Origin of the sequence: Peribacillus sp. NPDC006672 (genome assembly GCF_050274955.1) — a bacterium.
Lineage (GTDB): Bacteria > Bacillota > Bacilli > Bacillales > DSM-1321 > Peribacillus.
This window is the reverse complement of the sequence record NZ_JBNNOR010000001.1, coordinates 67,664-79,982: the sequence shown is the minus strand read 5'-3', so window position 1 is coordinate 79,982 and position 12,319 is coordinate 67,664. Positions and strand designations below refer to the sequence as shown.

Genomic DNA, 12,319 nt, shown 5'->3' with positions numbered 1-12,319 from the left:
GGGCCGTTTGCATAATCAATTCTGATTGGCCATTCATACGGAACGGATATACGGCTGGATATTTCTCTCCAAAATTTACTCGAATCTGTTTCAAAATCTTGAAACTCTTTTAATAGTTCTTTATAAGACGCACCTTCAGGTCTATCAAGCCCGTAACTAAATATTCTACATATTCAACTAAAGTCCCTAATAGTTGAATAAGATTTTTTATCTATTCTTTATTATATTAACGACTTCAGCAACCCTGCCTTTACTTTTGATAGTCTATCACATATAAAAAGCAAAAAAAGACGAAAAGTAAACCTCCCGTTTTTTTATTATGATCATTCTATTATTTAGTAATCAATCTTCTTCGAGTTTCTTTTTCCCTTTAAATGCTAGCGGTAAATACATACTTAGCAATCATCATTTATCGTAATTTAATGGAACCGCCATCAAACATGCCCCGGCTGCAAGCATATGAATTTTTTTACCCTTCTCTTTTCAGGTAATGAAGTGACTTTTAATAAAAAACATCCCTATTTTTTATGATAAACTTATATTATCTCTTTTTAACTCAGCTTATTTGCAACATCCATGATTTCCGTTAACCAAGTAATGCGTCAATTGCAGGCATAAACCTAAGTTTTGTGCATAGCATGATAGGGTATCGATGCTCAAGACAAATTCACATCCCTGGAAATTCTGACCTGACTTCAGATCTATATCTTCCGCTAACAAGCAGAAGAGCGAATCTTTGGAATCATGCTCATACCAATGAAACATGCCTTTTCGAGGTATCTCTTAACACTCTCACTCAATAGAACCTTCCTTACAAGCATGTGCCCACACATATCCCAGCAAATCATGAATCCATTTGTTATCCAGATCGGTTTAAAGTTTTTTAAAATAATTTCCCATCGCCTTAGTTTTTTATGCATTCGTCATGCAGTCCGATATCCCTTTATTTTTCCTATATATCAAAAAATCAGTGATGCTTTCAAATGGGGGTGCCACAAAAGGGGGAGTTCACATGAATTTTATCGAGTATGATTTGCTATTCGAATCAAGAAACCAATTAATAGAGGAAATTATGGATTTGGATGAAACTATGCTGCACCATAGGCCTGTGCCTGAGGTATGGAACATCGCCCAGATTTGCCATCATTTATATCTCACGGAACAGGTGTTTACTAAAGCTATAGCTATTGGCCTTCGAGAAAGGGATTTTAATAATATCATTCAAAAAAACATTTACTTTGTTACTGATAGAACGAAGAAATTCACATCCCCTGATATCATTTCACCCTCTACAAACCCATTTCAATTATCGACCCTCATGGATTTACTGGGAGAATCAAGGGATCGATTATTACAGGTTCTTTATGATATGGATACAGATACCATCTTAAATAGAAAGAAGGCCAAGCATCCCCTGTTCGGGGACCTCTCTTTGGATCAATGGATTGAATTATTATCCTTACATGAACAAAGGCATATCAAACAGATACAAGAAATAAAGACCGCCCTTATATAAGCCTTTCATGACAAATTAGATAATCAGCCGGAGACTTTTCAAACAAAACAAAGAGACCACGTCATTTTGTGGTCTTATTTCATGCATGCTATGAAACGATCGTGACTGTCGGGGGCTGCACCAAGTTGATAGATTGGCAGAGCCCCTATTTCCCTAGCCAGCATTCTAGTATCAAGATGATACTTTTAGTTTCCTTTTGATTTGTGTTGCGAAGATTTCAAGACAGATTGCGATGATCAGGATAAAATAAGTGATTGCTCCAATTTCACTCAAGTCAAAGTAAAATCCACTTGCCATGAACATATCGAAGCCGATTCCTCCTGCGCCTGCCGCTGCGCCCATTGCGACCGCCACTGCAAAATTGATTTCAAAGCGCATGAAGGTCCACGAAATGATATAAGTGATCGAAGATGGAATGATGACTTGGAACACGATCTGCCACCAATTCGCTCCGCTTGCTTGCAGGGCCTCTATAGCTCCTTTTTCAATTTCCTCGAAGGATTCCGAGTAGGCCTTCACAAGGTAACTTATGGAGTGAAACGTCATCCCTATAACGGCCGCTACACTGCCCAGCCCTGCTGCGACTGCAAAAATGAGGACCCATAACACGGTAGGAACGGCTCTAATCAGGGCAACCGATCCCTTTATGATAATCGATAATGGCTTGGACGAGATATTTCCAGCCGCTAAAAGCCCCAACATCAAGGCAATGATCGCACCAAATATTGTTGTCAAGAAGGCTAAACCTAATGTAATCGACACCTGATAAAGCGCTTGTGAAAAGGTAAAGTGCTTCAGATGCGGTTCAAAAAACATGGTCTTCAAATTGTCGGCGGTCAATGATAGCGCGTCCCACAGTTTAACATCCTTATAATCAAAACTGGCAAAAGCGTATATGGTCAAAACTGCCAGTACCAACATACTCAACCTAATCGCGATTGAAGATTTCGAGAAGGGCTTTTTCGATAATCGTTCAAGTAGCATTTTATCTAAATCCTGGCCAGTAGGAGCAGGAAATGGTTTGATTGGACCTTCTGCCTGCATTATAAAATCACCCTCCTCACATAATTTGAGATCAATTCAATAGATAATATCGAAATGATGATCGTAATGACGACAAGGCTGGCAATGTCATAACTCAAGTTTTTATAGTACAGATTAAACGTAAAACCAATGCCCGATCCTGTAAGCAGCCCGACCAATGTTGCATTCCTGATATTCGTTTCAATCATAAAAAGTACCCAGCTGATCATTTGCGGAATTGTCGAAGGAATAACAGACTGCGAAATGACGGCTAGATAACTTGCGCCGGTTGTCTGCAAAGCTTCTACAGAGCTTGAACTCACTTCATCAATCGTTTCAATAAAAGCTCTTGTTAAAAAACCGAAAGATCCGAAAAACAAGGCAAAATAACCAGTCAAGGAACTTTGTCCAAATGAGAATAGCAGAACTAATGCCCATATTGAGACATCAATATTTCTAAATAAAACGGCTATCCCACGGCTAAAACCTCCGAAAAATGCATTCACCCTTGTCGTATTGGAACCCAATATCGCAAATACAAAGGCCAATATTCCCGCTAATGTGGTTGCAGCAACGGATATTAAAAGTGTTTCTTTCAGCTTTACCAAAATGTCTGGGAGTTTGGCAAGGGAATCCTTTGTTGGATAAAAATTCGATAACGACCATTGTATGGCCTTAGGAACCGAAGTAACCCCTTTTGCGATGCTGAATTCTGTAATGATGATGGAAATAGCCGTCGCAGCCCCAATAAGCAAAAACAATAGTAGTGAATTTCTTCTCTTTTTTGCAAAAACATCAGCCGGCATGGGAACCTCCCAAATCAAAAATCAACTTTCCTTCATCTGATCCATAGATCTGATGGATATCATTTGAGGTTATATTTTGAGTTGTGCCATTGAAAACAACCTTGCCGCTATTCACACCGATGATTCGATCCGAATACTTAAGGGCAACATCGACTTGATGCAGGTTGACTACTACTGTGATTCCCATGGAAGTGCAGATATTCCTTAAATGGTCCATGATCACTTTGGAAGAATTCGGATCAAGAGAGGCAATCGGTTCATCGCATAATAGCAATTTAGGATTTTGGATAAGCGCCCGCGCAATGCCAACCCGTTGCTTCTGTCCTCCGCTCAACTGATCGGACCTTTTATAGATTAGATCTTCCAGACCGAGAATTTGGAGCAATTTAGCAGCCTGAAGTTTCTCCTCTTCACTATAAAGCCCAAGGATTCCAGCCAATGTAGATTTATAGCCTAATCGCCCATGCAGGGTATTTTCAATCACACTTAATCTATTTACAAGATTGTAATGTTGAAAAACCATCCCTATTTTCCTGCGTACTTTCTTTAACTCCCTTTTATTCACCTTGTATACATGATCATTATCAAAAATGATTTCTCCGCTAGAAGCATCAATCATCCTGTTGATGCATCGAAGGAGAGTTGATTTCCCTGCTCCGGATGGCCCTATGATCGAAACGAACTCTCCTTCTTTCACAGTGAAGTCAATATTGGATAACGCCTTTGTACCATTTCCATAATGTTTTGAGACATTTTTCAATTCCAATAATGTTTTCATGTATGATCCTCCTACAAATTACTGCCTTTATTTAGATAATTCCCGAATTGGATTGAACCAGTCATCCTCGACTTCTACCAATCTTTCTTTTCCGCTCACCCGTTTAAATAGACCTGATAACTTAGAATCTTCCGGTACAAAAACTTTCTCGTTATTTGCCATTTCATCGGACATCAACGTTTCAAGAATTTTTTTACGTGTTTCCTCACTGACTAATTCGGTGTTGACAACGAAAGGTGCATTCAGAACCGGAGTCACTGAAATGAGTGAGAATGTTTTATCTGCAACTGTGTTGAAGGGCTCAGCTGCATCCTTCTTTACCTTATACACGGCACCTGCTTTATTCTCTTCCCCATCAGCCAGCTCCACATAATTATTGACACATGTGTCACAAAAAGCCGCCACTTCCGCTTTCCCGGTCAAAAGATTTACAGCCGATCCTTGGTGTGAACCGCCATAAAGCACTTCACTGAAGAATTTATCTTTCCCGCCTTCCAATAAATCCTCGGCCTTTAATTCCTTAAACTTATCTTGCCGCGAAAAATAATCAACGATTCCTGTGGAAGGAACTTTGAAGCCAGATGTTGAGCTATTAGATACGAAAGAGAACTTTTTCCCTTGGATACCGTCTATCTTGTATTCGCCGTTAATTTTATAGTCATCTGCATTTGGAACAGCCAGCCAGCTATTATAGACTGCATCATCCAACGTACCTGATTCACCGCTTGGTACAACTAGAGGTTGAACACTATCGTTTTTGTTGTTTGCTTCAATATATCCTTGCGCTCCCAGGAATGCTAAATCTGCGTTTCCATTAGCAATTGCCTCGATTGCAATGTTATAATCCGTAGTTGTCTTATGTTCGACTTTCTTTCCTGTGGCATCTTCCAAGATCTTCCCGATTTCATCGCGGGCTTCCCCTAAATCTTCCCCGGATTCATTTGGTAGCCATGCTACGGTCAATGTATCATCTTCATTTGCACCTGTTGAACTACTAGAAGAACAGCCTGTGAACACCAGTAAAATAACTAACATCAATATGGACATCATCGATTTTTTCACGTTAAATCTCCCCTCCAATTAAAAGATCATTTCTCATTTCAGTCACTTCACATATAACAATACCGGTACAATACTAACCTGCCGTTAAGGGGGCTGAATATTCAGTAAAGTTTATGTGAATTCATCGTTAAATTTTTTGAATAGCTTGAGTAAAGCAGCCATTCTGCATGCTATATTCTCTAGTTACTAACCGATTCATGAACTCCAAGTCATGAAAAATGCCCAGCATTGTCGTTCCTTCATTCATTAGCTGTTCCAGCAGGGTTTTCACCTTCACTTTAGAATCGTGATCCAAACTTGCTGTCGGTTCATCCAACAGGAGGAGCCGCGGCCTTTTCACCATTGCTCTTGCAATATTTAACCTTAGCTTCTCTCCTCCTGAAAAAGTAGCAGGGTAACTGTCCCATAGCTCTTTTCCTATTTCAAAGTGGCCGAGGATTTTTTCTGTTTCGATATTGGCCATTTCCCTTGTTTGTCCCATTTCAAGGATGGCCCCAGTAACGAGCTGCCTTGCTGTCGTTCTTGGCATGACATTTAAAAATTGGGATACATAGCCTATCTCATGCTTACGCAGGTAAATCATTTCCCTTTCTGTTGCTTTTGCTAGATTAATCGCACCAAAGCGGGAAGAATCATACCAGATGTCTCCTTCTTGAACCCGATAAGTACCATAAATCGATTTTAGGATCGTTGATTTTCCGCTGCCGCTCTTGCCTGTAATGCCAATGAATTCGCCTTTTTTCACTGTGATCGTAATATTGCTGACCGCATGGATATACTTGCGTTGATTATGTAAAATAAAAGACTTTGATAAATCATTGATCTCCAATATGTTCTCCACTTTGCCACCCGCTTTCTAGAATTTATATCCTGTAATTCGTTTTTTGAATCAATTTCCCATCTACAATCACAGTTGTAATTACAGGGAAATCACCAGAAATTTTTTCAATAATAAGTATGTCAGCCTTTTTCCCTTCACGAATCGATCCAATTTCATTCTCCATCTTGACTGCCTTTGCGGGATTAATCGTAACCAGCTTGAACATATCGACAAGATCCATCCCATGGTTTTCGACTAATTCAAACATTGAATGCAGAAGGGCTGAAGGGTAATAATCACTGCATAATATGTCTATACTTCCATCCTGAATGGCTTCAGAGGCACTTAAGTTCCCGCTGTGAGAACCTCCCAAAAGCACATTTGGTGCACCGGCTATAGTATACATCCCCATATCATGGGCCTTACGGGCGATCTCAAGTGTGATTGGAAATTCACTTATACTCGTTCCAAAGCTGTGAACCAATTCAAGCTTCTCTATTGAATCATCATCATGTGAGGCAACGGCAATATTGTTTTCTCTTGCCAGCAGTGCGATCTCCTTCATTCTTTCAATCGTCAGCTTTTCTTTCACTTGATGAGTCCGGATCATGACATCAATAGCTTCATCACTATAATCGTTATACCCTCTTAAAGTGTTTCGATAAATCTCTAGATGCCGATACTGCCCTTGTCCCGGAGTGTGGTCCATGAATGAGACCAGATGCACTTTCTTTTCCAAAACATATTCTCTTAGACTATCAATATCATCCAAATTATCGATTTCATAACGTGCATGAAACCGGTGACGCACTAGGTGCTTCATCCTATGTGTTTGATCGATCAAATCAATAAGCTTTCTTACATTCTCCGGCTCCCGAATGGGCTTATATGCGTATTCAGTGGATTTATAGAGCGATAGAGAGTGGAACATGGTCGTAATCCCGTGCGTAATCAGTTCCTTTTCCGTTTCTCTTAAGCTCAAATTAAAATTCATTAAAGAAGTCGGGCGCGGCGCAGTCATATGTTCAATATAATCTGAATGGAGATCAATGAAACCTGGTGAAACATATCCGCCCATAGCGTCCAGCACTTCCATCCCAGGACTTCTTTCGATTTCTCCCACAGGTGCAATCCGGCAAATTCTATCATCCTTAATTAAGAGATCATGGTCCATCAGGATCGAGTCTTCCGTTATTATTTTTCCATTTTTAATCAGCAACAATGTCTCTTCCCCCATTTTCGGTTTAGTTTCTTTTACAGCAGCGAGTGTACTAATTGCTGGGTATAAGGATGCTGTGGATCTTCGAGTATTTGATCTGTTAAACCTCGCTCGATTATTTTACCCTCCAGCATAACGAGAGTACGGTCTGCAAGCATTCGGATTACTCCTAAATCATGGGATACCAATACCATGCTAATATTCAAATCTCTTTGGAGGCCTTTGATTAAATCCAATACACTTGCTTGAACTGATAAATCTAAACCAGTGGTGACTTCATCCAAAAGCAGTATGGGAGGATTGTTGGACAATGCTTTGGCTATCTGGACCCTTTGCTGCATTCCCCCTGAGAAATTCCTTGGTTCTTCTGTCATTCGATGAATCGGAATATTGACTGCCTCAAGGAGTTCGGCTCCTCTTGATTCCATGCTGCCAACATGTCTGTTCCCGGCTGAAATCAACTTTTCGGCAATATTGCCGATCGAGGAAAAATCCATTTTCAACCCTAGAATCGGGTTTTGATAAACCTTCCCCATCAGGTGGTTTCTAACGTATCTTTTCTTCTGGGCAGACTCCATGAATACATTCTTTTTTCCTTCCTCAAAGCCAGCTACATACAGTTCTCCATCGGTCACTTCTTCGTCAAAATACAAACTTTTCATTAAAGTGGATTTGCCGCTGCCGCTTTCCCCTACAATTCCAAGAACTTCACCGTGATACAAATCGAATGTCAGATCTCTGCAGGCATAAACCGTCCCGCATTCGTGACAATAGTTTTTCGTCACTTTTCCTGATTTCATTTGTTTGCATGCCGAACATCCGTTACCATACTGTTTGCTCATTTGTTTAACTGATAATACGGGAACCTCAAGCACAGACATTTAATTCACTCCCAATGATTGTTTTTGATTGACCATTTCAAGACAATTGCTTGTATCATTGCATTGGAAATACGTTTCCCCTGATTCCTCATCAACAAGTTCATCCAAAAACACATCATTGGAACCGCAGAGAATGCAAGAATGATTTGCAAAGGACTCGATTTCAAATTCATAATCATCAAATGCCAAAGATGATACATTTGTATATGGGGGTACTGCATATACCTTTTTCTCCCTGCCTGAACCTAACAAAATGAGCGCTTCATTATCGTCCAGTTTGGCATTATCGAATCTTGGTATCGGGCTTGGTGCCATGACATACCTGTCGTGAACCATTACCGGATGGTCTGCATCCGTCGCCATTATTCCGTACTTCATAATTTGTTCAAATAACATAAGCCATGCTCCGCTATACTCTCTCTCAGCATGCAGCTTTTTCGTTTCATGTTCGCTCGGCTCGAAATTCCTTAAAGGTTCCGGTAACGGAACTTGAAGAACTAATATCTGGTCTCGATGCAGCGGCACTTCCGGCACCCTGTGTCTTGACTGGATTAAAGAGGCTTCTTTTGTGCGATACGTTGTCCTCACCCCAGTGGTATCAGATACGAGTTTTTTTATGTTAACGGCATTAACGGATTCATCCGAGCCTTGGTCGATCACCTTAAGGACGTCATCCTTTCCGATCAATGACAATGTCAACTGCAGGCCGCCCGTGCCCCAACCTCGTCCAATCGGCATTTCCCTCGAAGCGAATGGGACTTGATAACCCGGAATGGCAATCGCCTTCAGTGTTGCCCTTCTAATTTCCCGTTTCGACCCTTCATCAAAGAATGCAAAATTATAAGTCTTATTCATGCAATCCAACCTCCTGCTCTGTGGTCTTATCTTTTGACTTCCGAATGCTATCAAGCTTGGATTGGAACGTAACATAATGAGGCATCTTCAAATGGGAGATGAAACCCGTCGATTCCACTGAATCTATATGATAAAGAACGAATTCCTCGTTGTGACTTGGAAACTCCTTGTTTGGTTTTTCCAGACAATTATCCAAGATGCCCATAGCTATTGCTTTCGTTTCATTTTGTCCCATGCACATGCCATAGCCAACTTCAAACTCTATTTCTTTTTTGCCTTGTTCTTTCTCTACCGTAAGCGGAATGAGCATCTCTGCCTCAGTTGCTGTGAAGTCCCCAATATAATAGCTATCTTCCTCTTGCCCTTCGTCCAGTAGCGGGTGATCGAGATGAACGGGCAGCTGGCCTACACGCAGCTCCCCTACTGTCGGGTGCAGTGCGCCATATCCACGGATGACTGCATAAGCAAGTGATGTCACTGCGCCGGTTTGGCCCCTTGTTAAAATTTGCAGGCGTTCACTCCGCATTGAAGGAAACTCCAGACTTTTCCTTGTCACATCCCCAGGCTGCAAATCATTGTTCTCACAGCTTGCTAATAAGCCTTCACTTCTTAAGTAGTCCAAAACTTTAGGCAGGGAGTTTAAATCAGCCATATCGTTCTGATTTTCTGTTGAATGATCTTCCTCTTGAAAAGCCCGTAACCAATCTTGAATGCTTATATCCGATTCATTTTCCAGCTCCGAATCTAGTAACCGATGTGTATAATCGGTCGTCGCACCTAATATCTGTCCGCCAGGCACATCCTTAAAACTAGCTGAAATCCGCCGTTCCACTTTCATATTTTCAGAACTGATCATCCGTGAAACATGTTTTCGCGGCAAAGTGGATCGATAGGCTCTCAAGAGGAAAACAGCTTCTTCCGGATTGCCTTCAGCCTGTTTAATGGCAAGTGCAGCCAGTGATTGATCATACAAACTGCTTTCTGACATAACCTGATCAATCAATCCTCTCATCCCGGCTTCTATCTTATGCAGTTCTATGGCCGTCCCTTTTTTGACCCGTTCATACTTTAAGCGTTTGATGGATTCCTCAATCGCCTTTGTTCCGCCCTTTACTGCAACATATCCCATAAAATCTCATCCCCATTTTCTCTAATTTGAGTCGTTCTCGGCAAAGCTATTAAACGATCTTGTTGATCAACAAAATACATATCGATTCCTAACGGGAATTCCATGTTTTTTTCGTTCCTTGCAGCCAGCCAGGCGGAGACATTCGGGAGACTTAAGAATGATTCATCTTGAATTCCCGGTCCTGAAAGGATCATTGAGTCCCCTTTCGTAACATCCGGTACTTCTAGAATGATCATCGCCGATTCATGAGGGTTCAAAAGATTTCCTACCTTTGCTTTATTCAAGGCTTCCTTCATTTGCTCCTCGGAGGCATCATGTAAAATAAAGATAAAATCCGCTTCCGGCAAATCAACAGGCTTTGAATAAGTAAGCTGATTGATCATTCTTGACACCGCCTCCTCCGCCTTTGAAATGACCTTAAATGACACTTCAGGGTCGAGTACCGTTCGTGCAAGGAGGATGGTCGAAGATAAGCATTCCATTTGAACATCCAACGTCCTGGCCTCCCTATCCAAAACCACTAAAGTTCCAGGTCTTGAAGTCGCCGTTACAAGCTTTCTATAAACAGTTTGTATATCATGAACTACATCCAAATTCATTGCTTTCCCCCCTCTTATTGAACATCCATTGTTTCGAAGTTAACCTTGGTTCTTAAGATCGATCGATTAAGCTCTTGAAGATTTTTCTGTATATTCTTCTTCTCATTTTCTAAAACATGTGACCATGATCTTGTTTCGCCAAGATCAGCCTCATAAGCGGCATCAATGATCGCTAAACTATGTGCCAGTTCTTCCCGCTGTCCCTTAACGATACCAATCCCGATTGAATCCTGGATTTGGACCGTGCATTCTGTCACCAGCATTTCCCCTAGATAAAACAAGCTCTTTTTTGCCGTTTCCCTTGTCTTTAGCAACACAAGGGCACTCTCTGGTTTTTGAATGACGGTAACTTTATATTTCATGGCTATTTCCTTGGCAAATTCCTTCGCAATGTCCTCAGAGCCTTGAATCAAAATCTCGGTTCTTTCCCTTCTTCTCATTCCATTGGCCTCCAATGTTTTAGTTTCAAGCTAACATCTTCAATGTATCTTGTTGCCAAGTGAACGTACGTTAAGAAAGAGTAAATCTTTGTATGAAACTTGTTAAAGCCGGGCCTTCACTATTCAAATTTCGTGCTTTACTCGTGAATTCGGAGCATTTACTCGTGAGTTCCGTACCTTTACTCGTGAACTCGGGGCATTTACTCGTGAGTTCCGTACTTTTACTCGTGAATTCAGAGCATTTACTAGTGAATTCGATCGATATCTGGAATGGAAGTTTTTATATAACATATGTGAAACAATCGCTCCGATAGATTATGACCGTGTGCTCAAGGACTTGATTACTCCGCTTATCCCGGCATAATGATTCCACTTGCAAAAGTGGAATCAAACTTGAACACTGCAAAATATCCCGTTCGAAAAGAGTGGGAAAAATCACATTCAGCGTGCTCCTGCTGGATCCGAACTCTACAAAGCCACGCTGCCGATAATATTGAAACATGGAGGTTATATCCGGACCGTCCTTTTGTATTTCAGGAAATGTTGATTTTGCTACAAAAGATGTATGAAGAGCAATCGGGAAATCGTCCATTAACCTAAGCCTGCCAATTTTAAAGACCTTATCATCACTTTCCACCTCAAGGCTTCGAAAAATCTTCTGATCATAAGAAATTTCTTCGCAAAAAATAGTACTCGTTTGAAAGGAAAACTGGAATTCCTTCATTTTCTCGGTGAAACTGACATCTCCGGATAGAATTAACGGAATTTGTTTCTTGGTTTCCTGGACATAACTTCCCTTACCTTGCTTCGAATAAATAAAGCCTAAATCTTGAAGCTGCTCATATGCTTTCCTGACAACCATTCTTGGTACATTAAATTGATCGGCGAGAATATGCTCTGAAGGTAACTTTTTATCCAATTGAAAGGTCCCACTCTTAATTTCAGATATCAAATGATCCACTAAAAAGTTTTTTTCCGCCAACAAAAATCCCCCTTTACATATAATTTCCTTGTTACTGTCAGTGTAATGAGAAAATATGAAGCTATCATGATTTTCTTGTAAAAAAAAAGTCCTGGTCAATTACCAGAACGAAAGGAAGCACTTATTTTATCGATCTTTTTCCATACAATACCCTGCATGTTCAGTCTTTCAAATTCATAATCCAGCATGTAAGCATACCGCTCTCACAG

14 protein-coding genes are annotated in these 12,319 nt (G+C 40.8%); 2 read left to right on the top strand and 12 right to left on the bottom strand.

Features of this window, described 5'->3' with window-relative positions:
- The first annotated feature begins 1,012 nt into the window (after window positions 1–1,012).
- Window positions 1,013–1,516, top strand: a complete 504-nt coding sequence (locus ACQKKK_RS00440; protein WP_427613243.1) for a DinB family protein — start codon at window positions 1,013–1,015, stop codon at window positions 1,514–1,516.
- Window positions 1,517–1,687: 171 nt separating this feature from the next.
- On the opposite strand, the gene ACQKKK_RS00435 is transcribed toward ACQKKK_RS00440, so the two are convergent.
- The 11 genes from ACQKKK_RS00435 to phnG form a co-directional block, all read right to left on the bottom strand.
- A complete protein-coding gene (locus ACQKKK_RS00435) occupies window positions 1,688–2,500 on the bottom strand; it encodes a PhnE/PtxC family ABC transporter permease (protein WP_336863602.1) in 813 nt (270 codons plus the stop codon).
- 59 nt (window positions 2,501–2,559) lie between these two features.
- Window positions 2,560–3,345, bottom strand: a complete 786-nt coding sequence (locus ACQKKK_RS00430; protein ID WP_427613242.1) for a PhnE/PtxC family ABC transporter permease — start codon at window positions 3,343–3,345, stop codon at window positions 2,560–2,562.
- On the bottom strand, window positions 3,335–4,123 hold the full coding sequence (gene phnC / locus ACQKKK_RS00425) for a phosphonate ABC transporter ATP-binding protein (RefSeq protein WP_427613240.1): 789 nt from the start codon (window positions 4,121–4,123) through the stop codon (window positions 3,335–3,337). The genes ACQKKK_RS00430 and phnC overlap by 11 nt, the downstream gene beginning before the upstream one ends.
- A 27-nt stretch (window positions 4,124–4,150) precedes the next feature.
- Window positions 4,151–5,185: a phosphate/phosphite/phosphonate ABC transporter substrate-binding protein gene (phnD, locus tag ACQKKK_RS00420; protein WP_427613239.1), complete on the bottom strand. Its 1,035-nt coding sequence runs from the start codon at window positions 5,183–5,185 to the stop codon at window positions 4,151–4,153.
- Window positions 5,186–5,312: 127 nt separating this feature from the next.
- Window positions 5,313–6,026, bottom strand: coding sequence for a phosphonate C-P lyase system protein PhnL (locus tag ACQKKK_RS00415; RefSeq protein ID WP_427613238.1), 714 nt, complete (start codon window positions 6,024–6,026; stop codon window positions 5,313–5,315).
- Window positions 6,027–6,048: 22 nt separating this feature from the next.
- Complete coding sequence (phnM, locus tag ACQKKK_RS00410; RefSeq protein WP_427613237.1) at window positions 6,049–7,227, bottom strand: phosphonate metabolism protein PhnM; 1,179 nt, start codon at window positions 7,225–7,227, stop codon at window positions 6,049–6,051.
- Window positions 7,228–7,259: 32 nt separating this feature from the next.
- Window positions 7,260–8,105: an ATP-binding cassette domain-containing protein gene (locus tag ACQKKK_RS00405; RefSeq protein WP_202311526.1), complete on the bottom strand. Its 846-nt coding sequence runs from the start codon at window positions 8,103–8,105 to the stop codon at window positions 7,260–7,262.
- A complete protein-coding gene (locus ACQKKK_RS00400) occupies window positions 8,106–8,960 on the bottom strand; it encodes an alpha-D-ribose 1-methylphosphonate 5-phosphate C-P-lyase PhnJ (protein WP_427613236.1) in 855 nt (284 codons plus the stop codon).
- Window positions 8,953–10,089 carry a carbon-phosphorus lyase complex subunit PhnI gene (locus ACQKKK_RS00395; RefSeq protein WP_427613234.1) on the bottom strand — a complete coding sequence of 379 codons (1,137 nt, stop codon included), beginning with the start codon at window positions 10,087–10,089 and terminating at the stop codon, window positions 8,953–8,955. The genes ACQKKK_RS00400 and ACQKKK_RS00395 overlap by 8 nt, the downstream gene beginning before the upstream one ends.
- Window positions 10,071–10,688 carry a phosphonate C-P lyase system protein PhnH gene (gene phnH / locus ACQKKK_RS00390; RefSeq protein WP_427613232.1) on the bottom strand — a complete coding sequence of 206 codons (618 nt, stop codon included), beginning with the start codon at window positions 10,686–10,688 and terminating at the stop codon, window positions 10,071–10,073. The genes ACQKKK_RS00395 and phnH overlap by 19 nt, the downstream gene beginning before the upstream one ends.
- Window positions 10,689–10,702: 14 nt before the next feature.
- Window positions 10,703–11,128 (bottom strand): phosphonate C-P lyase system protein PhnG, encoded by a 426-nt coding sequence (gene phnG / locus ACQKKK_RS00385; RefSeq protein WP_427613230.1) that lies wholly within the window; start codon window positions 11,126–11,128, stop codon window positions 10,703–10,705.
- 92 nt (window positions 11,129–11,220) lie between these two features.
- On the opposite strand from phnG, the gene ACQKKK_RS00380 reads away from it, so the two are divergent.
- Window positions 11,221–11,442 carry a hypothetical protein gene (locus ACQKKK_RS00380; RefSeq protein ID WP_427613229.1) on the top strand — a complete coding sequence of 74 codons (222 nt, stop codon included), beginning with the start codon at window positions 11,221–11,223 and terminating at the stop codon, window positions 11,440–11,442.
- On the opposite strand, the gene ACQKKK_RS00375 is transcribed toward ACQKKK_RS00380, so the two are convergent.
- The gene (locus ACQKKK_RS00375) at window positions 11,409–12,110 is read right to left on the bottom strand and encodes a GntR family transcriptional regulator (protein WP_427613227.1); all 702 of its coding nucleotides are present in this window, start codon (window positions 12,108–12,110) and stop codon (window positions 11,409–11,411) included. The two genes, ACQKKK_RS00380 and ACQKKK_RS00375, sit on opposite strands and share 34 nt — an antisense overlap.
- Between the last annotated feature and the right edge of the window lie 209 nt (window positions 12,111–12,319).